Origin of the sequence: Flavobacterium pisciphilum, assembly GCF_020905345.1 — a bacterium.
Classification (GTDB): Bacteria; Bacteroidota; Bacteroidia; order Flavobacteriales; family Flavobacteriaceae; genus Flavobacterium; species Flavobacterium pisciphilum.
The window spans coordinates 881,116-904,026 of record NZ_JAJJMO010000001.1 but is presented as its reverse complement, the minus strand read 5'-3'; the positions used below and the strand labels follow the sequence as shown (position 1 = coordinate 904,026).

The window sequence follows — 22,911 nt, the reverse complement described above, 5'->3', positions numbered from 1 at the left end:
AATTAATTAAGTAAACAAGGCAGCCATTTATCGTAAATAGCTGCCTTGTTTTGGGGATTTAATTTGGAATAGAACAGGTTCGTTGCTATTAAATCTAGTATTGTAATTATTTTAGAATACCCAAATAAATACAATAAGCTTCAAGAATCTCTCGGTTAACAACTGTAGTTTCGATGCCACTATCTTTTATAAAATCTAGTGTATTAGTGATATCAAATTCAGGCGTGTTCTGATGAATTTCTATAATCGATTTATTATCATATACTTTAAATTTAAACAAGCTCAAGAGCGGATATAACGGACTATTCTCATCATTTTCCCAAAGGTTCATCCACTCATGATAAGGCAGAGGAGTTAGCTCTATATCAAATTCTGATCGAAGTTTCTCGAAAAAATTAATCACAGGAATATTATCTTTTGGAGCAGGGCTTAAATGGAATATCTCTCCAGTAGCTTTTGGATTTTTAGAGATATGTGCAATGGCTTTACTGATAAAATCTACAGAAACTAGCTCTTCTTTTTGTTCCAGCAGAATTGGGTAGGCTTTTAATTCTACACAGGTTTTAACTAATAAACCCCACCATTGGTATTTGGCTGTAGCTCCAGATGTACTGTGGCAAAAAGCATAACCCAATCTAAAAATAATAATTGGAATGCCTTGTTCTATTGCTTGCATTGCAATTTTTTCCATGACCCACTTACTTTGTGCATATCCCATATCACGGCTCAGGTATTTAAATGCCGATTCTATAGATTGCTTTTCCATAATAAGATCAGGCTTTGTAAAATGATGTTCCCAGCTGAATACGCCAATGGTAGATAACAAACAAATCTGTTTGAGTTTGCTAGTTGTTGCAAAATGAATCACAGTACGTAATGCATCAACATTTGCAGCTTTCATATAAGAATAAGGCTGAATAAAATTTACGGCGCTTCCAGCATGATAAATGACATCAATGTTTTGTGTAAGGGCATCGTAAGTTTCAGGAGACAATCCAAGATGAGGTTTTGATAGATCACCTGGAAGTAATTTTACACGTTCTTTATCGTACAAACTCAGAGGGAGTAATTGGTCATTTAGCGTTTCAAGTAAGCGTTCTTGGGCATGTTTTTCATTGTTGGCACGAATTAGTAAATAAATAATTGCAGTAGTAGTTTTTAAAAACTCAGCAAGCATATTTGCGCCTACAAAACCTGTGACTCCTGTTAGTAATATGAATTTAGGATTCACAAAGTCACCTTTATTTTCTAGGTTAGGATTAAACTCTGAAGGGTCAAGATAGGCATCTTTTTTAATTTCATCACTTAATGGATCCATTCCTAATCCATATTGATCGACATGGGTATCAGAATCCCTTTCTTCGATTAGTAAGGCTAGTTTTCGGACGGTATTGTTTATATACAATTCGCTTAAAGATATTTTATTGGGGTAATGTTTGGATATTCTGTTATAAAGCTTAGTAAGCAGTAAAGAATGTCCTCCTAGATGAAAAAAATCATCTTCTAAAGAGGTAATCCTGCGTTGTAAAACGTCACTCCAAATATCCCTGATTATTTCTTCGTAGGAGTTAAGCGGTATTTCTTCCTCTTTCTCTTCAAGGTTTTTCTCTGCTAATAATGAAAGCGCTTCCATATCTAATTTTCCATTAGCGGTGACAGGAATTGCGTCTATTGCAAAAATTTCATTTGGAATCATATACGCTGGAAGCTTTTTACTGAGTTCATTTTTTATAATCGAAATCTTTATTTCGCCAGTAAAAAAAGCACGTAACGATAGTATATCTTGGGATGCTTTATGAACTTGAACTGCTACGTTTTTTATACCATTTACTTGCTGAAGCGCAGTTTCGATTTCGCTAATCTCTATGCGATATCCTCTTATTTTGACCTGATGATCTTCTCTACCAATGTATTCGATCATGCCATCGGGTAATACTTTTACCTGATCTCCAGTTTTGTATAATCGATTGTAAATAGATTTTTTATCAGTAGCTTTTATAAATGGGTTAGTAATAAAACGCTCAGCTGTAAGTTCAGGATCATTGAGATATCCTCTTGATAATTGTATGCCAGAGATATAAAGCTCACCGATAACTCCAACAGGTACTTTTCGCATATACCGATCAAGAACATAAAATTTCATGTTTTTAATTGGTTTACCTAATGTGTTAGAAGGATGTTTATCATCATATACATATTCATTTACAGCAACAGTAGTTTCAGTTGGACCATATACATTTACAAGTTTGAGTTGATGCATCCAATGTTTGCTAATTAGTGATGGACAAGCTTCTCCACCAGTACCAATAACTCTTAAATTTGGAAAATGTACTGAAAGTGGAATTGTAGAAAGAACTGAAGGAGAGACAAAAGGAACAACTGTAATATTGTGTAAACTGATAAAATCAGAGAGCGATTCGCCCAGTAATTTATTATTTGGATATAAATGTACTGTAGCTCCTTTTGTTAGCGGTAACCAAAGATCAATGATAGACCCGTCAAAATTGTAAGGAGAGAATTGCAAGGTACTGTCGTCAATATTTATTTCTAACAGCGTACTGTATTCGGCAATAAAATTACTTACTGCTTTGTGTTCAATCAAAACTCCTTTTGGTTTTCCAGTTGTTCCCGATGTATGAATTACATATATTAAATCTGATGGAGTATGGGTATCAATATAGCTGTATTTATTGTTTTCTGTATCGGGTATGTAATTAATCATGTGCTCAATATCTAATACAGGCAGGTGTACTTTTGTGCTTATGTCGATTCGTTTTTCGGTTGTAATCAATAAGAGCGGATTCGTATCTTTGATTATTACATTAATTCGTTCAATAGGGTAGCTGGTATCTAGAGGGACATATGCAGCACCAGCTTTTATAATACCTAATAATGAAATGACTCTCTCAATAGACTGATCTTGATAACAGGCAACAAACTCATTTTTTTTGATACCCATTGCGATTAGTTGATCTGCTATTTTATTGGATTTTTCATGTAATTCCTTGTAGGTAATGCTCATTCCTGTTAGGCGTAGTGCCGTTTTTTTAGGATTCCTTTTTACTTGGTCTTCAAACATTTCTACCAAAGTTTTTTCAGATTGAATTTCTTCCAATTCTGAAATTTCATTTTGCTCATGTGTTTCCAGTAAAATTTCAAAATCTCCGATTTTTTTTTCAGGCTCCTTAACGATTGATTCTAGAATGATTTGAAAATCTTTTGCCATTTGTAGAATGGTACTTTCTTTAAATAAGGCATCGGTATATTCAATTGTAACATCTAAACCATTTAATAATGGAGTGACTTCAAACTGAAGATCAAATTTTGATTTTCCGTTATAAATCCATTTTAAGTTGTTACTATCTATAGGTCCTGATTGACTATTTTCTTCAGGAGCATCCTGCAATATAAATACAGTTTGAAATAACGGATTATAACCAGCAAATCGATCTTTAATGGCATGATTTATAATTGTTTCAAAGGGAACTTCTTGATGTTGAAATACGGTTAACAGCATTTTTTTTATTTCTTCTAAGAAGTTGGTATAAATAGGATTCCCATCAATTTTTATGCGAATAGGGAGCATGTTTACAAAATAGCCAATTGTAGTATCTACCGTATGTGGTGTTCTGTTTGCAGCTGGGCTACCTATACAAATATCGTTTTGACCACTATAATGTTGCATCAATAATCCAAAAGCCGATAAAAGAGTCATGTATAATGTGGCGTGTTGTTCTCTTGAAAATTTTTGTAAATCTGAAGCTAATTGGGAGTGAATTGTAAAGTGATATTGTTGACCACTAATGGAATGTAAATGCTGTTTTGGAAAATCATGGGCTACTTGTAACACAGGAACATCTTGTAGATAGTTTTTCCAAAAGTCAGTGCTAGTGCTTATTTTATTCTGTCGTGTTTTATTAAATTGCCAATGTGCATAATCTCTATACTGTATTGGATAATTGTTAATTACTGGTTTTTTCTTTTCTAGAATTTCTAGATAAATAGCATTTAATTCATTAATTATTAATGGCATCGACCAAGCATCTGTAGCAATATGATGGATAACAACAAATAGCGATATGTTCTGGTTAGATTCATGAATAAGATAGGCTCTTAACATATAATCCCTTTCTAAGTCAAAAGGAATATCTATTAATTTTTGCAATGAATCTGATTTATAAATTTGTTGTAACATCCAATTATCTGAACTAATCAAAAACTGATAAGCAGTATTTTCGTCTTCAGAAATAATAGTCCTCAGTGCACCGTGACGTTGCATTAGTAATCGGAATGCTTTCTCAAGTGTGGGCGCAGAAATAGTATTACTTACAGGATATAATGCACTTATATGATAGGGTAAGCTTCCATGAAGTTTGTCTAGAAACCATAAACTTTGTTGTTGTGAAGATAATTTTATAGGCTCTTCAAGACTATTTACACTAATATCTTCTTCTAGGGTATTAGCTTCTTTAGTGCGGATATAATTTTCTAGTTCGTTAATAGTTGGGTATAAAAACAAATCAGAAATTTGAAGGAATATATGAAGGTCTTTACGGATAGAAGAAACCAGTTTATAAGCTAAAATAGAGTTGCCACCAAAATGAAAAAAGTTATCATCTATTCCTACCGTTTTTACTTTTAGAAAAGATTTCCATAATACAGCTAGTTGTTTTTGTAATTCGGTGTGGGGAGCTATAAATGATTCTGTTTGTTCAATAGTACCTTCCTGTTCTTCAAGGTTTTTTTCTGCAAATACAGAAAGGGCATTCAAATCTAATTTTCCATTAGCAGTAACAGGGATAGCCTCTATTGCGAAAATTTCACTTGGAATCATATATGCAGGAAGCTTTTTGCTGAGTTCATTTCTTATAGTTGTGGTTTTTATTTTCCCAGTAAAAAAGGCTCGGAGCGATATGATGTCTTCTGAATCTTTATGCATCTGAATGGCAACATTTTTTATACCTTTGATTTGCTGAAGTGCTTTTTCTATTTCGGAAACTTCTATGCGATATCCTCTTATTTTAATCTGATGATCCTCTCTACCAATATATTCAATCATTCCGTCAGGCAATATTTTTACCCAATCTCCTGTTTTGTATAATCGATTATAAATTGAACTTTCATTGTCTTCTTTTTTTATAAAAGGATTTGTAATAAAGTGTTCAGCAGTGAGTTCAGGTTCATTAAGGTAGCCTCTTGATAATTGTATACCAGAGACATAAAGCTCTCCTGTAATTCCAATAGGAACCTCCTTCATATTACGATCCAGAACATAGAATTTCATATTGGTAATTGGTTTACCAATTGTATTTGCAGGGTGGCTATTATCAAACACATAATTATTGACAGCAACTGTGGCTTCAGTTGGACCATATCCATTTACAAGTTTAACCTGATGCATCCAATGATTACGAATGGCTATAGGACAAACTTCTCCACCTGTGCCGATGACTCGTAAATCAGGAAACGTTATTGAAAGTGGAATGGTAGAAAGTACTGATGGGGAGATGTATGGGATAACAGTAAGATTATGTAAGGAGATAAAGTCAGATAGTGAGTCTCCTAATAATTTATTGTTAGGATATAAATGTATTGTTGCTCCTTTTGTTAGTGGTATCCAAAGATCAATAATGGATCCGTCAAAATTGTAAGGGGAGAATTGTAGCGTACGATCAGTAGCGTCTATTTCTAATAATTTTCCGTATTCGGTAATAAAATTGCTTACCGATTTATGTTCAATTAATACTCCTTTTGGCTTTCCTGTTGTTCCCGACGTATGGATTACATACATAAGATCTGATGGAGTATGCGTATCGGTAAAACTATCTTTTTCATTTCCATTATCAGATATATAACTGAGCATATCCTCAATATGTAGCACAGGAATGTGCACCTTTTTACTTATGTCAATTTGATTTTCGGTAGTAATAAGAAATGAAGGGTTGGTATCGTTGAGTATTATATTAATTCGTTCAAGGGGATGGCTAGTATCTAAAGGTACGTATGCAGCTCCAGCTTTTATTATTCCTAATAAACTAATAACTCTTTCTATCGATTGATCTTGATAACAGGCAACAAATTCATTATTTTTGATTCCCATTGCGATTAACTGATTCGCAATTTTATTGGATTTTTGGTGTAGTTCTTTATAAGAAATAGTATTCCCTATTAAGCTAAGCGCTACTTTATCGGGAGTTTTTTTTGCCTGATTTTCAAAAATTTCTATTAATTTATGTTGATTTTCAGATAGTTCAACTTTAAACTTCGTAGCTTTAATTTGCGGAGGAGGAGCTTTACTGATAAATTCAATATTACCGTTGGAAGTCATCCTAACAAGGTTTCCTGTTTTAAAAACTCTTTTTTTTTGCCCAGATGAATTTGTGTAATATATAAATCGCTCAGTATTAAGTTTTGGCTGGTTTAAATAATCAGGGAGCACTTGAATTCCACCAATGTGTAATTCTCCAATTTCACCGCTAGGAACTGGAATAAGTTGATTATTGAGGATATTAAAATCCAGTAAAACATCATTATCGATATTGTTATTAGGGTATAAATGCACAGTGAGTCCTAGTGAAAGAGGAATCCATAGGTCAAGAACAACGCTATCAAAATTAGAAGAGGAAATATTTAAGGTTTTATCATCAAGATTGCTGTCTAAAAGTTCATTAAAATACTTTACAAAATTGATAAGTCCTCTGTGTTCAGTTATAATAGCTTTGGGTGAATCACTAGTTTCTGAGTTATAAGTAAGATAAGCTAATCCGTCATATATTCCGTTTTCGGGTAATTCTTCATCCGAGTTCTCTTTGATGCTTTTTGCTTCTTCCAGATCATCAATTAAAATAATTTCTTTATTAAAATAATTAAATTTTGGGGATAAAGCTTTGGTCGTAATCAAAATAGGGCTGTTGGTATCATTTATTATATACTTCAGTCTTGTCTCTGGATATAGAGGATTGAGAGATACATAAGCTCCTGTTGCTTTCCAGATAGCGAGCATAACAATTACTTTGTCAATAGACTGTTCTAAAGAAAAACAGATAGGAATATCTAAGAAATCACCTTTCGTATTTAAATAATTTGCCAGCTTATTAGACTGTAAGTTTAGATCTTCATAATTTATATTCTGATTTTCAAAAACAAGAGCTGTCTTTTGAGGATGTTGACTAGAAATTAGATTCAATAAAGTCAGAATTGTAGTAGGTAGATGGGGGGGATTTTTCATAAAATTAATATGGGTTAAGATTAATTAATAAAAAAATAAATAGGAATTAACTGCAATTTAAAAACTTTTTTTTAATTTTAAATCGTTAGTAATCAAAAATATACAATTATTTAATATGAAAAATCTCCCAAAGAATCCTGAGCTTACATTTAAGATGTATGAATTAATTAGTGGATACTGGGTTGCTTGTGCAATCCACTCCGTAGCTAAATTAGAAATTGCAGATTTACTTGTTGATGAACCCAAATCTTTATCAGAACTAGCAAAAGAATCTCAATCAGATGAGACTTCATTATATCGATTATTACGTGCTACGGCAAGTGTAGGTATATTTGAAGAGTTACCTAATGGTAAATTTAAAATCAATGATTTGGGAGCAACCTTATTAACAGATGTTCCTGGTTCTATTAAGCCTTGGGCTTTGGCAAATCTAGGAGAGCATTATCCAGCTTTTGGAAACTTAACCTATGGAGTACAAACTGGGAAAGTATCTTTTGATGATGTTTATGAAAAGTCTGTTTGGGAATATTACAAAGATAATCCTGACGCTGGTGCTAATCTAATGAAAGCAATGGCAGGTGTGTCTGGAGCGGTATTAAAAGGAATTATAGATACGTATGATTTTTCTCCTTACAAAACCATTGTGGATATAGGTGGAGGGAATGGAGCAATGTTATTTACAGTACTTTATTCTTCTCCATCGAGTAAAGGGATTATTTTTGATGAACCTTATGTTGTAGAAGCTACTGCTAAACAAATCCCAGATGATTTAAAAAACAGAGTCTCCGTTTCAGGAGGAAGTTTCTTTGATGAAATACCAGCCAATGCAGATCTTTATCTGACCAAATGGGTAATACATGATTGGAATGATAAAGAAGCAATTGATATTCTGAAAGTTTGTTATAAAGCTATGCCAGTTGGAGGGAAATTATTAATTATAGATTCGGTTATTTCAGATGAATTAAATGGTCCGCATGCAGGAAAGTTATTGGATTTAAATCTTATGGCATTGACTACAGGAAAAGAACGAACGCTGAGTGAATTTAAATCGCTGTTAAAACAAGTAGGATTGTCGTTTATAAGATTAATTGAGACCAATACTGAAATTTCGGGTATTATCGAATGTGAAAAATTAGTATAATTAAATACTAGAGATATGATTAAAGTAACTGTATTTTATCCTGTTAAAGAAAATGATTGGTTTGATTTACCTTATTATTTAAATAATCACATGCCACTATCTAAATCAATTTTTGGAGCGGTATTAAAAGGAATTGCTATTGAGGAGAATACTGCAGCGGCATCTGATGAGGTTATTTCGTATAAAATTATTGGGCATCTTTTTTCTTGAAAAAGATTAATTAAGCCCAACTCAGCTTATTAAGAGTAGTTTACGAGAGTGGAAAACTCTATCGGTAACGATTTAGTAATGGTGCTCATTGCGCTTACTTTCACTCGATTACCTTGTAAATCAATACAGCAAATTTAATAAATAAAGGGTAAAGTACACCAAGACTTTACCTTTTTTGTTTATCCAAAATACAGTTTCTTGAAAATAAATCTTTCCCAAGTTGGGTTCATCTGTGGAAATGGTCTGAAGAATATTCACAAAATTTGATTTTGGTATATCAACAATAGTTGCAACTCCGAAACAAATAGTAATAACCCTTAAAAAAGACTATGCTATGGAAATCGTGTTGAGTAAAATATTAGCGCAAATCAGGCATAAGGAAGATAAACTAACTTCTGAAGTATTGCCGACAGCAAATGAAACATATCAAATGACTTTGTTCCTAAAGGACATGTTGAGTTCTATAAAAGACCAAGTCCTCCAATTTGGATTTAAAAATGAGCAACAGGAAATTGATTTTTTCAAGAACATCAAACCGCAAGTTTTAGGCAAACTCATTTATTACAACAAGGTGTTTCGCATTGAAACCACCTGCCCTGTTAGCACCGGAAAAATACACCAATGTTTTTACGAAAATCAGCTCAAAAATCTCAAAGCAGAATATAAAGAAAGTATCTGTAATGAGGATTTTTACAGGTACTATCGTGCAGGCAGAACAGATCGTGATCATAGTTATTTTAGGCTTGGGCAAATTAATTATCACGATGGACTTAAAAGCGGTGTGTTTGAAATTGACCTTAGTTTCTCCACTTATTACGACAACAAGATTGCTTACATTATTGCCAACGAATTACTTTACACATATCTGCTCGCCAAAATCAATCCCGAAGAAAATTCCGATACCATCTTCCTGAATGGCGATACCAACAAGGATATTTCCTGGACAAATTCTCAAAATGCACTTATCGAATTAATTTACGCCCTTTATGCCTCAAACTCCATAGCATACGGAAAAATGGGCATCCGCAAATTAGCTTTGCTTTTCCAAGTATTATTCCGAACTCCCTTAAATGATGTGCACCACGCTTTCCACCGCATGAAAACCCGAAGCGGCACCCGAACTTCATTTTTAGATCAGCTTAAAACTTCATTAGAAGAATACATGGATAAAGACCTTTAACCTTATTCAAGTGAGAATTTACAGGCAGTACATTTTGTGTGCTGCTTTTTTTTTGCCCATATCTGCCAATTGGCAAACGCTGGCGAATTTCCATCTAAAAACATCTCCAATTCTTCAAAAACCTTATCTAGTAAGGGATTTTCTCTATTCTAAAAATTTTAAAAAAAGTGCCAAACCAATGGGTAAGCATTGGCGGACAAACTCTGCCACCCTTAGCAACTTTGCATAGTAAACTTTAAATGCTGTGTAATGAAAATAATCACTATTGAAGAAGAAGCTTGGCAACAACTTGACAATCGTATCAATGCCATTTTCGATTATCTGAAAAGACTAGAAGATACAAGTTATGATAATCTCTGGCTCAACAATCACGAGGTATGCCAATACCTGCATATCAGCGAAAAGACTTTGTGGCGAATGCGTACCAAAGGCGAAATAGCTTACTCAAAAATCTACGGACAATATTTCTATACCATCGGATCAATCAAGGATATGCTGAATGCAAATGCCATTCAAAGCAGTGATGAATTTGTAAAAGAACTTATGGCAAAAGGAAAAAGCTATGTCGAAAAAGGAAGAAAACTAAAATTGAGAAAACCGTAAAACGTAGGGCTATGAATATTGACAGAATGGAATTTTTGGCGTGGATGGAACGCATCATGGAGCGAATGGATATGCTGAGCGATAATATTGACAGTTTACAAAAGAAACGCAACAGCATTGACGGGGAAGAATTACTGGACAATCAGGATTTATTACAAATGCTGAAAATCAGCAACCGATCTTTACAGCGCTACCGCTCTATTGGCAAGCTGCCTTATTATACCATCAGTGGTAAACTGTACTACAAACTATCCGATGTGCATCAATTCATAAGAGAAAGTTTTAATCCTCCCTTACCTAAACTGAAAGCCAATGGGTGACAAACACTGCCTTTGACTGCCAAATCCTGCAATCAAGCAAAGGCTTCAACTACTTTCGGTATTTGAACTTTAAATATTCAGATTATGAGCGAAGAAACAGAAAACAAGCAACCTGCCCCAGAACAGCTATCGGATATATTATTGGTACTGGATAAGCAAAAGAATAAAATACAAGCAGTTACAGGTATTGACGAAAATGGCAAGTTGAAGACTACCGATCCTACAAAGGAAAATCAAAGCCAGTTTATGCACGTGGACAAACACGGAGATCTGTTCTCGAATTTCTTTTCCAACTTTCTGCGGCAGCTAAAAAATCCTACCCATTTTTCATTCTTCAAAGTCCCTGCCGATGAGGCTTTAGATAAAGCTAAGGAAATGCAAAAGCAGGTCGATCATCCCACGCCCGAAGGCGAGAAGGAAATGAAAAAGAACGAAGTAAAAATCGAACCCGAAAAAGAAAATCAACAAGAAAATCAAAATAATATGGAAACAACACAGACAACACCGGAAACCAGCGAATACCGCTTTAAACCAGAACAGATTGATTGGGAAACAATGAGCAATCTTGGATTAGGTAAAGAACGTCTTGAAAAAATGAACCTTTTAGATCCTTTGTTAAGAGGCTACAAAACCAATGACCTTGTACCTGTCAGCGTAAATCTTGGCGGTGCTATTGTTCGTACAGATGCTCGCTTGTCTTTACAGACCACACCAGACGGAATGGTTGTGGCAGCGATACACGGTATCAGAAAAGAACCTAACCTCAATTTTGAGTTCTTCGGACACAAGTTTACCGATGAGGACAAGAAAAACTTGTTGGAAACGGGTAACATGGGACGTGTGGTTAATTTGACCAATACTAAAACAAACGAACAGATGCCCTCTATTATCAGTGTGGACAGGCTAACAAACGAATTGATCGCCCTAAAAACGGAATACATCAAAATTCCCAATGAAATTAAAGGAGTAAAATTAAACGACGAACAAAAACAGACTTTAATGGAAGGTAAGCCTTTAAAATTAGACGGAATGATTTCTAAAAAAGGCGATGAATTTAGTGCAACGGTTCAGTTCAATGCCGATAAAAGATATGTTGAGTTTCTATTTGATCGAAGCAAAAGCAATCAGCAAACTCAAAATACTGGGCAGGCTAAGGAACAGAGCCAATCGCAAGAAGTTCCGAAAACATTTAGAGGAAAGGAACTCGATGATGAGCAGTACAACAAGTTCAAAGCAGGGCAAACGGTTTATTTAGATGGTTTGATAGATAAAAAAGGACAAAAATATCAGGGTTACATCACACTCAATAAAGAAACGGGCAAAACAGATTTCTCGTTTCAAAATCCCGATAAACTCAAAGCACAGGCAAAACCTACCGAAGCTCATAAAACGCAGACTGCCGTTAATTCGGAGGGCAAAACCAACGAAGCAACCAAGAATATCAAGGAACCTTTGAAAACGGGACAACAAACCCCAAAAAATAAGCAACAGCAGGATCAACAGGAAAAACCAAAAGCACCTGCAAAATCTAAAGGTAGAAAAGTGTAAAATATGAAGACAATTATTGCAGAAAAACCAAGCGTAGCAAGAGAAATAGCCGGAATTGTAGGAGCATCCGATAAAAAAGATGGCTATCTTACAGGTAACGGCTATTTTGTTACCTGGGCATTCGGACACCTGATAGGTTTGGGAATGCCCGAAGATTATGGGATTTCGGGATTTGACAAAACCGCCTTGCCAATCCTCCCAAATCCGTTTATGCTTACCGTTCGAAAAGTAAAAAAAGACAAAGGTTATACCGCAGATGCAGGTGCTTTAAAACAGTTGAAAGTCATTGAGAAACTGTTCAACCAAAGTGAAAGCCTTATTGTTGCTACCGATGCTGGTCGTGAGGGCGAACTTATTTTTCGCTACATCTATGAATATCTGAATTGTAGAAAACCCTTTGAGCGCCTTTGGATAAGCTCACTTACCGAAAAAGCCATCAAGCAAGGTTTTGACAACCTGAAAAGTGGAAAGGAATTTGACGGATTGTATCAGGCAGCCCAAGGTAGAAGCCGTGCCGATTGGCTCGTAGGCATCAATGCCACACAAGCGTTGAGTATCACCGCTAGCAACGGCATTTATTCTCTTGGACGTGTGCAAACGCCAACTCTTGCTTTAATCTGTAAACGTTATTTAGATAACAAAAATTTCTCCATACTGAAATACTGGCAGATTCAGTTATTGCATCATAAAGAGCAAATTGAATTTAAAAGTATTTCTACCACCAGATGGCAGGATAAACAGCAGGCAGATGATACCTTAAAATCTATCGAAAGAAACGGTAATGCAGTAAGCATTACTTCAGTAGAAAGTAAAACTGTTACCGAACAGCCTCCTTTATTATTTGACCTTACCGGTTTGCAAAAGGAAGCGAATAAAAAACTGAACCTTTCTGCCGAAAAAACGCTGAATATTGCCCAAAGCCTCTACGAAAAGAAATTCATTACCTATCCACGTACCGGTAGCAAGTATATTCCAGAAGATGTATGGGCTGAAATTGCGAACCTCGTAAGAGCCTTACAAAACAGAGAAGTTTGCAAAACAGCCTTATCAAAAATTAAATGGGGACGTTTCAATAAACGTATCGTAAACGATTTGCGAGTTACCGATCATCACGGATTATTGATTACGGACAAAATACCATCTGTTTTGAGTGCAGACGAAAATGCCGTTTACGATATGATTGCCTTTCGTTTACTCGAAGCTATTTCGGGAGCTTGTGTCAAAGAGATTACCGATGTTTCATTACAGACCGCTCATTATGATTTCACAGCAAAAGGTTGTAAAATTTTAGAAGCAGGTTGGCGTGCCATTAAGGGTAGCTTTACGGAAGACGATACCGAACCTATACAAGATTTGCCCGAATTGAAAAAGGGTGATGAACTGAAAATTAAAGAAGCGATCGTTTTGGAAAAGAAAACCAAACCGCCTGTACTTTATACCGAGGCAGGGCTTTTATCGGCAATGGAAACCGCGGGAAAGGAAATCGAAAACGAGGAAGAACGGAAAGCTTTGCAAAATATCGGTATCGGTACTCCGGCAACAAGAGCCACCATCATTGAAACGCTGTTTACCCGTAATTATATTCAGCGAGAAAAGAAATCTCTAATCCCTACGGAAAAAGGATTGCAAGTGTACGAGTTGGTAAAAGACCGAAAAATTGCTGATGTAGCCATGACTGCCGAATGGGAATTGGCGTTGCAGAAAATTGAAAACAACGAAGCTGATGCAGAAACATTTCACAAGGAAATGGAAGTTTATACAAAATCTATTACCAATGAATTGTTGCAAACCTCCATCGCTACAAACAATTTACCGAAATTGATTTGCCCAAAATGCAAAAGCCAACAATTGATTATCCGTGATAAAATTGTGAAATGTCCCGATGAGGTTTGTAATTGGATTCAGTTCCGGAATGTTTGTGAGCTGCAAATTAGTATAGCTGAGATTGAAAACCTTGTCAACAAAGGAAAAACCAATCTTATCAAAGGGATGAAAAGCAAAGCAGGGAAAAAGTTTGATGCTTTTATCGTATTGAATGCAGATTGCAGTACTTCATTTGAATTTGAAAAGAATAAACCCAAACAGAAATAATGGAAAATAATATCATTCCACAAAAAGAGATAGAAAACAGGATTTACAGCATCAGAGGAAAACAGGTGATGCTGGATACCGACCTTGCTAGTATTTATCAGGTTGAAACTAAGGTTTTCAACCAAGCTGTAAAGCGTAATGCAGAACGTTTCCCCGAAAATTTCTGTTTTCAGCTAACATCCGAGGAGTGGGAAGTTTTAAGGTCACAATTTGTGACCTTAAATACAGGTAGAGGTCAGCACCGAAAATACCTGCCCTTTGTATTTGCCGAACAAGGAATAGCAATGCTTTCCGGTGTACTAAAAAGCACTGTTGCTATAAGGGTAAGCATCGAGATAATGAATGCCTTTGTAGAAATGCGTAAAATCCTTATCAGCAATGCTTCACTGTTTCAGCGTTTGGAGAATATCGAATTAAAACAACTACAAACCGACCAAAAATTTGAAGAGATTTTTAAGGCTTTAGAAAGTGATAAGCTCCATAGCGAAAAAGGCATTTTCTACAACGGACAAATCTTTGATGCTTACACTTTTGTATCGGATATCATCCGAAGCGCTAACCATTCCATTATCCTGCTTGACAATTATGTGGACGACACGGTGCTGACTTTATTGGGAAAACGAACTACTGAAGTAACCGCTATCATCTATACCAAAAACATAAGTAATCAGCTACGGCTGGATTTACAACGGTACAACTGTCAATATCCTCCCATTGAAGTTAAAAATTTTACAGATGCCCACGACCGTTTTTTAATTATTGACGATACAGAACTCTATCATATCGGAGCTTCCCTCAAAGATCTGGGCAAAAAATGGTTTGCCTTTTCGAGAATGGATATTGAGGTAGGTAGGATGCTGCAAATACTGAATAGAGCTTAATTTAATCCTTGTTTTGACAGGGATTAAATTAAGCTCTCCTTGTCCAATTTGAATTTACAGATATTAATTCGATTATTAGAGTTTCCAATATTTCATTTACCCATTCTAATTCAAAAATCAGGTTGTTTTTAGCGAACCTAAAAGTTAAATCTTGTTTTTCTGCGTGAAATATCTTGTTTCGGAGGTAATAACAGTATTTTATGCAGATGAAGACAATAATTTCCAGTTCGGTATTTGTTACGGGTTTTTTAACTTTATCCTCCAAATAATCTTTAATCTTCTTAAAAATTATTTCGCTATCTGTTGAAGACTTATTGTTGTGATAAAGGTCTTTGATATAGTCGAACTTATTAAACTTGCTTTCAACTTTATCCAGATTGAAAATATCTTTTAAATCAGCTTCAAAATAACTGATATTATCAAATAGGTTTTTACAAACAACCTGATTTTGATACCTAAAGATAAATGCAATAAAAGAAACAATCTTTTCTTTTGTGTCGTAATCATTACTAAGTAGCTCATAGAAACGAACTTTTTCCCGAAGTTCTTTAGCCGTAATGGTTCTTGCCTTATGCAGTGATTTTGAGAATAATGTTGGATTGGTAAGTATAAAATCTCGCATTAAGCGGTGGCATTCATTTTCGTTTGCACCATTTCCAAAGTAATAATAAATAGAATTAAAAGACTTCCATAACTTTTCAAATCGCTCACTTTCTTCATTGGTAATTTTCGACTTCAAAAGATAGGTTAAAGCGTATTGTATTGCTTTAGATTTATCATTAACCTTAAATAGGTCGTTGATATTGGCAATTGGAATATCAACACCATGAAACTTATCGTTCAATATCTGCTCAATACCAATTTTTGTGGTTGGCAAAGAAAGAATTGTTTCTTCTCCTGTTTGCTTTATTCGGTTAATGGAGATATTCTGTATAGGAACGAAGCGGTTTACTCGAATGTAATAGTAAATCAGAGATTTTATAATCTGATTATGAATAGAACTGCTTTCTGAAAAAACAATATTTATGAGATTGATTTTTGCAGTTCTATTGCACTTTATAGTTACTGTGTCATTCTCAATCACTAATTCGTCATTTGTATCTGAACTTCCTCTATACTCCATTTCAAATACTTCCCGAGAAATTGAAATGTCAGGAGCATCAAAACTTATATTGATGGAATAATTGTGCTTTATTTTATTTTTTGCGAATGTCTTAATGGAGCTTGTTATAAAGCTGTCAAACTTTGATTTCTTTTCATAATTATAAATATCATAAACGTAGGGATATAAATCCTTAAACTTTATCTTGAAATCTGTTAATGTATAAGGGTCGCCATTAAACGAATTGTGCAAAATCAAAAGTTTATCATTTATAGTTTTAACTGGCTTTCCTTTCTTTTTTTTGGTCAATCTAACATCTTCGCCAAAATTTTGCAATGCTCTAAAGGCTTGTTCCTTAACTTCAAATATCCTATCCGTTTTCATCAAACGATACAATTCCCTTTTGCTTTCAAAGCATTTATACTTTGAAAGGAAGTCTATTGCGTTCAATCTGTTCTGATAGTCAGATATATCATTTGCAAGGCTTATATATTCTACTATGTTGTTTGGTTTTTTATTCTCAAAATCCTTTTTAGCCATATTCTGCACCATATTGTTTAATCGTCAAATTTAATCAAAACCAATCTGTATTCGGCTGCCTCGCCTATTATGTTTACGCCAAAACCTACCTCTCAAAGCCAAATACTACCACAATTATAAAGGCTGCTATCTATCGCTATAATTTTGAGTTCGAGTAAAATTCAAAACAAAATAGAGCATGGATACACAGCAAAAAGACCTATCGTATTTCAGATTACGATTACAAGAATTATTAAACACCAGCTTTCCTGAGAAAGCAAACGACGAGAAATTTATACAGCAACGTTCTTCGTGGGCTGCCAATGCTTATGACGGGGCTTTTCGCTCTGGAAACGCTATTGAGCAATGCGATGAAATAGCCAACTACATCTTGTTTGAAGGCTTGTACTTCTCCAAATTCGATACTGTTTTTCAGGTAGTCTGTAACGAGTTTGACACCGTAATGGCTGACGAGGAGCTAAGACCATTCGCTCTTAAAATGTTTCCAATCTGCGAGCCTGTTTTTAATAATTATGAGCTAACCGATGATTTCGCCTACGGTTATGATTTTGACCTGCTTTATACCGAAATAACCGGAACCATCGCTATTTGGATTGAGGAAAATGGGCTTCAGTAAACGTCAACATCTCCAACAGAACATTGATGCCCTACGAATTGCTTTTACACTGGAAAAGGAGAAACGACAAGCCACCGTAGGCGAAAGACTGCTCATGATGCAATACAGCGGATTTGGTGGTCTAAAATTCGTATTGAACCCCATTGAAAATGAAATTGACATCAATAATTGGAGAAAAACCGAACACGATTTATTTCCACTTACTCGGGAATTACACCAACTTCTCAAAGAAAATGCTACCGATGAAAAGCAGTATAAGCATTATGTGGACAGTATGCGAAGCTCGGTGCTTACAGCTTTTTATACACCACCACAGGTTATAGATGTCCTTTCAGAAAGTTTGCGTGAAAGCGGTTTGCACATTGATAAATTTCTTGAACCATCGGCAGGTATCGGCTCGTTTATACAATCCTTTTCGGAAAATCAAAACGCCAAAGTTACCGCCTATGAAAAGGATTTGCTGACAGGAAAGATATTAAAACAGCTTTATCCCGACAATACTATCCGTATCAGTGGCTTTGAGGAAATTTCCGAAAAAGAACAAGATACCTTCGATGTTATCGCCAGCAATATCCCGTTTGGCGATACGGCTATTTTCGATCTTTCGTATTCCAGAAGTAAAGACACCGCAAAAATACAGGCAGCCCGAAGTATTCACAATTATTTCTTTTTGAAAGGAAATGATATGCTTCGTGAGGGAGGTTTGCAGGTTTATATTACTTCACAAGGCATTTTAAACAGTCCGAAGAACGAGCCTATCCGCCGGGCTTTAATGGAAACCAATAATTTGGTTTCGGTTGTACGATTGCCCAATAATCTCTTTACAGAATATGCAGGAACAGAGGTTGGAAGTGATTTGATTATCCTGCAAAAGAATACTGCAAAACAAGGTTTGAGTGAAACCGAAGAGCTGTTTTGTCAAAGCAAGCAAACCAAATACAATACGCCAAGCAATGCTTTTTTTCAGAATGGTTCAAGGGTTATCCATACCGACCGTAAAATAGATACCGATCCCTACGGAAAGCCAGCCATTATTTACACGCATAAGGATGGTGTAGAGGGTATTGCCAAAGACTTAAAACAGATGCTTTCCGAAGATTTTGGTAAAAATCTGAATTTAGCTTTATACAAAGGGGAACGTAATGATGAACCTATTGTACAAATTCCTGTTACGCCAACTTTCACACCATCTATCGCTGAACAAATAATCATTGAACCTCCAAAACAACAATCTATACAGCAAACAATAAGAAAAGAAAATCCACAGGAATTAAAGCAGCTAAGCATTTTCGACTTGTTTGAAAATGCAGGAGAGTCAGTTATGGTTGCAACACCTAAATTGGCAACTCAGACAATAAAACGACCAAGCTCTCGCAAACCCAAACGAAATACAGCACGCCAAACCAATCTGTTCAGTAGTTCAATGCAACAGCCTTACACAGCACCAATTAGGCACCAAATCAACAATGAAAAATCTTCGCCAACCGAACAAAAACAGGGAATTATTGGCGATTTATTTTCGGATACCAGTGCAAAAGATCAAGTAGAAATACCGTCTATAATTACCACTATTCCTGAACGTGCTCCGTATAGTAACAAGTTACAATCGTTTTACCGAAACGATTGCCTTGTGGTGGATAAAGGCTTCGTAGGTCATTTGCAAGAAGTAGATTTACGTAATGATTTGGCTGATTTCCATCCGTTGCAATTACCGCCTTTGCAAAAAGCAAGAGCCGAAGCCTACATTGAAGTTCGTGATGTGTACCAACAGCTTTATACCAAAGAAGCCGAAAAACAAACCGAGCATAAAGAAGAACGAGAAGTGTTGAACCGTTTGTACGATGCTTTTGTCAAAAAGTACGGCAACCTCAACAGTGCCGATAACATCAAACTGATTAAAACCGACAGTACAGGTAAAGAAATTCCTTATCTGGAACGTGTTGTGGGCGGTGTGGTACACAAAGCGGATATATTCAGCCGTCCGGTAAGTTTTTCTACCCTAACCATAGCAACCGACAATCCTGATGAAGCGTTGGCTGCATCGCTGAATAAGTACGGAAGCGTGGATTTGGATTATATGTCCGAAATCAGCGGTATGACCGATGATGCTTTGAAAGAAGCTTTGCACGGTCGTATTTTCTACAATCCTTTAGAGCGTGAATACGAAATTGCCGAACGCTGGATTGCTGGTAATGTAGTGGAAAAAGCCCAAAATGTCCAAAATTACGTTGAACAAAATCCCAATAACACCGAAGCTAAAGCCAGTCTTACCGTATTGGAAGAAGCCCGACCAAGACGCATTGAGTTTGAAGAATTGGATTTCAACTTAGGCGAACGCTGGATACCTACCGGAATTTACGCCCGTTTTGCTTCGCATTTGTTTGATACCGATGTACTGGTTCATTATTCCGATAGTTCCGATGATTTTTCAGTAAAGTGTGACCGTAAGAATGTCCATATATGGGATAAATATGCCGTAAAAGCAGAAAGTAGAACCTTTGACGGTATTGCCTTGCTCAAACATGCCTTGGTAAATACCACTCCGGACATTACCAAAAAAATAATGGTGGGCGATCAGGAAGTAAAGGTGCGTGATATGGAAGCCATCCAAATGGCGAATACCAAGATTGACGAAATCCGAACTGCTTTTACTGATTGGCTCCATGCCCAAAGCGATGAGTTTAAAAACAGACTGACCGACCAATACAATGATACCTTTAATTGTTTTGTCCGACCGAATTATGACGGAACCCATCAGAACTTTCCGGGTTTAGACCGAAAAGCATTGAGCATCGAAGATTTGTACGATAGCCAAAAAGACACCGTTTGGATGATAAAACTGAACAACGGTGCTATCTGCGACCACGAAGTAGGTGCTGGGAAAACGTTGGTTATGTGTACGGCTGCACAGGAAATGAAGCGTTTGGGATTAGCCCATAAACCAATGATTATCGGATTAAAAAGTAATGTACACGAAATTGCCGAAGCCTACCGTACCGCTTATCCACACGCCAAAATTCTGTTTCCGGGCAAGGAAGATTTTACGCCTCAAAAACGCCTGCGCATTTTCGGCGATATTAAAAACAACGATTGGGATTGTGTGATTTTAACACACGATCAATTTGGCATGATACCACAATCACCCGAAATACAAAAGGAAATATTGCAAATTGAGCTGGATAGTGTAGAGCGTAACCTTGATGCACTACAAGCCCAAGGCAAAGAGGTAACCAGAGGAATGCTTGCTGGAGTAATCAAGCGGAAAGAAAATTTAGAAGTAAAGCTCAAAACCCTGCAACACGATATTGAGAACCGAAAAGACGATGTGGTGGACTTCAAAATGATGGGTATAGACCATTTGTTTGTGGACGAAAGTCACCAGTTCAAAAACCTAATGTTCAACACAAGACATACACGGGTTGCGGGATTGGGCAATGTGGACGGAAGTCAAAAAGCAATGAACCTGCTGTTTGCCATTCGCACCATTCAAGAGCGTACCAATGCGGATATGGGTGCGACCTTTCTTTCAGGAACTACCATCAGCAATTCCTTAACGGAACTGTACCTGTTATTCAAATACCTGCGACCTCGGGCAATGGAAAAACAAGGCATTCATTCGTTTGATGCGTGGGCGGCTATCTATGCACGAAAAACCACCGATTACGAATTTTCTGTGGCAAATAATATCGTGGCGAAAGAGCGTTTCCGTTACTTTATCAAAGTGCCGGAACTGGCACAATTCTATTCAGAAATTACAGATTACCGAACAGCAAAAGATATCGGCATTGACCGCCCGAATAAGAACGAAATTCTGTACAACATTCCTCCAACGCCCGATCAGGAAGCATTTATCCAAAGCTTGATGCAGTTTGCCAAATCGGGCGATGCGACCTTATTGGGAAGATTACCGTTATCGCCAACCGAAGAAAAAGCAAAGATGCTGATTGCTACCGATTATGCCAGAAAAATGTCTTTAGATATGCGGATGGTAAGCAGTGATTATGACGATCATCCCGACAGCAAGGCTTCGCATTGTGCAGCCAACATCGCCAAATATTATAATCAATACAACGCACAAAAAGGAACGCAGTTTGTCTTTTCGGATTTGGGGACTTACAAGCCGGGCGAATGGAACGTTTATTCTGAAATTAAACGCAAGTTGGTAGAAGATCACGGTTTACCAGCTCATGAGGTTCGCTTTATTCAAGAAGCAAAAAGCGACAAACAGCGTAAGGAATTGATTAAGGGAATGAACGAGGGTAAAATCCGAGTATTGTTTGGTTCTACCAGTATGTTGGGAACGGGCGTAAATGCACAGAAAAGAGCGGTTGCCATTCATCATTTGGATACACCTTGGCGACCGTCTGATCTTGCTCAACGGGATGGTCGGGCAATCCGAAAAGGAAATGAAATAGCCAAATTCTTTGCTGATAACAAAGTAGATGTTGTGATTTATGCCGTTGAAAAATCGTTGGATAGCTATAAGTTCAACCTGTTGTATAATAAACAACTTTTTATTGACCAATTAAAGAATAACAACTTGGGTAAACGAACAATTGATGAGGGCAGTATGGACGAAAAATCGGGAATGAACTTTTCAGAATATGTGGCAATTCTTTCAGGTAATACCGACTTATTGGACAAAGCCAAACTGGAAAAACAGATTGCTGGACTAGAGAGCGAAAAGCAGGCTTTTAACCGTTCTAAATACAGTGCAAAGTATAAATTGGAAGACTATACGGCAGAATTAGACAAAGCCCAATCTCGTTATGACCGCATGAGCTTAGACTGGAATAATCTGCAAGGACGTATTCAAAAACGTCCAGATGGTTTCATTATCAATCCAATTCAGTTAGAGGGTTTATCGCCTAATACAGATGTAAAACAAATCGGTGCCAAACTCAATCAATTGGCGGACAAAGCCCGTACAGGTGGCGATTATGAAGAAATCGGCAGCTTGTATGGTTTTCAGCTGTTGGTAAAAACCGAAGTTTCTCAAAAAGAAGGGATTGATATTCGGGTAAACCGCTTTTTTGTACAGGGCGAGGGAAACATTAAATACACGCACAACAACGGTGCAATGGCTAAAGACCCCGAAACTGCAGCACTCAATTTTTTAAGAGCTTTGGAAAAATTACCTTCTTATATCAAGAAAGAAAAGGAAAATATAGACGAGTTTCAAAAAGACCTGCCTGTTCTTCAGCAGGTGGTTAATGGTACATGGTCTAAGGAAATTAAATTGGGCGAACTTAAAACAGAATTGGCAGCCGTAGAAAGAAAAATACAATTGTCCATTGAGCCTGTTAATCAATTAGAAGAACCAGTAAAGCAAGCTAAAAAACAAAAAGAAGTACCTCAAATTTCTGAAAATATTGTCAGCACGAAAGGCATCCACTTATCTCTGGGAATATTGTAAGTGAAATTTCTGACTGATTTTGTACTTCTTTTTCT

Annotated in this window: 12 protein-coding genes; 10 read left to right on the top strand and 2 right to left on the bottom strand. The window is 36.3% G+C overall.

Annotated elements, in window-relative coordinates; genetic code table 11:
* Positions 1-106: 106 nt before the first annotated feature.
* Entirely contained in the window at positions 107-7,228 is a 7,122-nt protein-coding gene (locus tag LNQ49_RS03365; RefSeq protein WP_229987309.1) for a non-ribosomal peptide synthetase, read from the bottom strand.
* Between the two features lie 115 nt (positions 7,229-7,343).
* Here LNQ49_RS03365 and LNQ49_RS03360 point away from each other — a divergent pair, with 115 nt between their 5' ends.
* The 8 genes from LNQ49_RS03360 to LNQ49_RS03325 all read left to right on the top strand — a co-directional run bounded on the left by LNQ49_RS03360 (position 7,344) and on the right by LNQ49_RS03325 (position 15,202).
* Entirely contained in the window at positions 7,344-8,369 is a 1,026-nt protein-coding gene (locus tag LNQ49_RS03360; protein WP_229987308.1) for an acetylserotonin O-methyltransferase, read from the top strand.
* Positions 8,370-8,384: 15 nt separating this feature from the next.
* A complete protein-coding gene (locus LNQ49_RS03355) occupies positions 8,385-8,579 on the top strand; it encodes a hypothetical protein (protein WP_229987307.1) in 195 nt (64 codons plus the stop codon).
* A gap of 334 nt (positions 8,580-8,913) precedes the next feature.
* Positions 8,914-9,759, top strand: coding sequence for an RteC domain-containing protein (locus LNQ49_RS03350; protein ID WP_191179279.1), 846 nt, complete (start codon positions 8,914-8,916; stop codon positions 9,757-9,759).
* Positions 9,760-10,008: 249 nt separating this feature from the next.
* The gene (locus tag LNQ49_RS03345) at positions 10,009-10,362 is read left to right on the top strand and encodes a helix-turn-helix domain-containing protein (RefSeq protein ID WP_191179278.1); all 354 of its coding nucleotides are present in this window, start codon (positions 10,009-10,011) and stop codon (positions 10,360-10,362) included.
* 11 nt (positions 10,363-10,373) lie between these two features.
* Positions 10,374-10,682: a helix-turn-helix domain-containing protein gene (locus LNQ49_RS03340; RefSeq protein ID WP_191179277.1), complete on the top strand. Its 309-nt coding sequence runs from the start codon at positions 10,374-10,376 to the stop codon at positions 10,680-10,682.
* Positions 10,683-10,766: 84 nt separating this feature from the next.
* Positions 10,767-12,230: a DUF3945 domain-containing protein gene (locus tag LNQ49_RS03335; RefSeq protein ID WP_191179276.1), complete on the top strand. Its 1,464-nt coding sequence runs from the start codon at positions 10,767-10,769 to the stop codon at positions 12,228-12,230.
* 3 nt (positions 12,231-12,233) lie between these two features.
* A complete protein-coding gene (locus LNQ49_RS03330) occupies positions 12,234-14,321 on the top strand; it encodes a type IA DNA topoisomerase (RefSeq protein ID WP_191179275.1) in 2,088 nt (695 codons plus the stop codon).
* Complete coding sequence (locus tag LNQ49_RS03325) at positions 14,321-15,202, top strand: ORF6N domain-containing protein (RefSeq protein ID WP_191179274.1); 882 nt, start codon at positions 14,321-14,323, stop codon at positions 15,200-15,202. The genes LNQ49_RS03330 and LNQ49_RS03325 overlap by 1 nt, the downstream gene beginning before the upstream one ends.
* A gap of 28 nt (positions 15,203-15,230) precedes the next feature.
* Here LNQ49_RS03325 and LNQ49_RS03320 read toward each other — a convergent pair whose 3' ends face one another.
* A complete protein-coding gene (locus tag LNQ49_RS03320; protein WP_229987306.1) occupies positions 15,231-16,856 on the bottom strand; it encodes a hypothetical protein in 1,626 nt (541 codons plus the stop codon).
* A 166-nt stretch (positions 16,857-17,022) separates the two neighbouring features.
* On the opposite strand from LNQ49_RS03320, the gene LNQ49_RS03315 reads away from it, so the two are divergent.
* Positions 17,023-17,460: a DUF1896 domain-containing protein gene (locus tag LNQ49_RS03315; protein ID WP_191179272.1), complete on the top strand. Its 438-nt coding sequence runs from the start codon at positions 17,023-17,025 to the stop codon at positions 17,458-17,460.
* On the top strand, positions 17,447-22,876 hold the full coding sequence (locus LNQ49_RS03310) for an N-6 DNA methylase (RefSeq protein ID WP_191179271.1): 5,430 nt from the start codon (positions 17,447-17,449) through the stop codon (positions 22,874-22,876). The genes LNQ49_RS03315 and LNQ49_RS03310 overlap by 14 nt, the downstream gene beginning before the upstream one ends.
* Positions 22,877-22,911 lie beyond the last annotated feature (35 nt).

Coding starts and splice junctions, on each gene's coding strand:
- LNQ49_RS03365 (WP_229987309.1), bottom strand. CDS start 7,228: ATGAAAAATCCCCCCCATCTACCTACTACAATTCTGACTTTATTGAAT.
- LNQ49_RS03360 (WP_229987308.1), top strand. CDS start 7,344: ATGAAAAATCTCCCAAAGAATCCTGAGCTTACATTTAAGATGTATGAA.
- LNQ49_RS03355 (WP_229987307.1), top strand. CDS start 8,385: ATGATTAAAGTAACTGTATTTTATCCTGTTAAAGAAAATGATTGGTTT.
- LNQ49_RS03350 (WP_191179279.1), top strand. CDS start 8,914: ATGGAAATCGTGTTGAGTAAAATATTAGCGCAAATCAGGCATAAGGAA.
- LNQ49_RS03345 (WP_191179278.1), top strand. CDS start 10,009: ATGAAAATAATCACTATTGAAGAAGAAGCTTGGCAACAACTTGACAAT.
- LNQ49_RS03340 (WP_191179277.1), top strand. CDS start 10,374: ATGAATATTGACAGAATGGAATTTTTGGCGTGGATGGAACGCATCATG.
- LNQ49_RS03335 (WP_191179276.1), top strand. CDS start 10,767: ATGAGCGAAGAAACAGAAAACAAGCAACCTGCCCCAGAACAGCTATCG.
- LNQ49_RS03330 (WP_191179275.1), top strand. CDS start 12,234: ATGAAGACAATTATTGCAGAAAAACCAAGCGTAGCAAGAGAAATAGCC.
- LNQ49_RS03325 (WP_191179274.1), top strand. CDS start 14,321: ATGGAAAATAATATCATTCCACAAAAAGAGATAGAAAACAGGATTTAC.
- LNQ49_RS03320 (WP_229987306.1), bottom strand. CDS start 16,856: ATGGTGCAGAATATGGCTAAAAAGGATTTTGAGAATAAAAAACCAAAC.
- LNQ49_RS03315 (WP_191179272.1), top strand. CDS start 17,023: ATGGATACACAGCAAAAAGACCTATCGTATTTCAGATTACGATTACAA.
- LNQ49_RS03310 (WP_191179271.1), top strand. CDS start 17,447: ATGGGCTTCAGTAAACGTCAACATCTCCAACAGAACATTGATGCCCTA.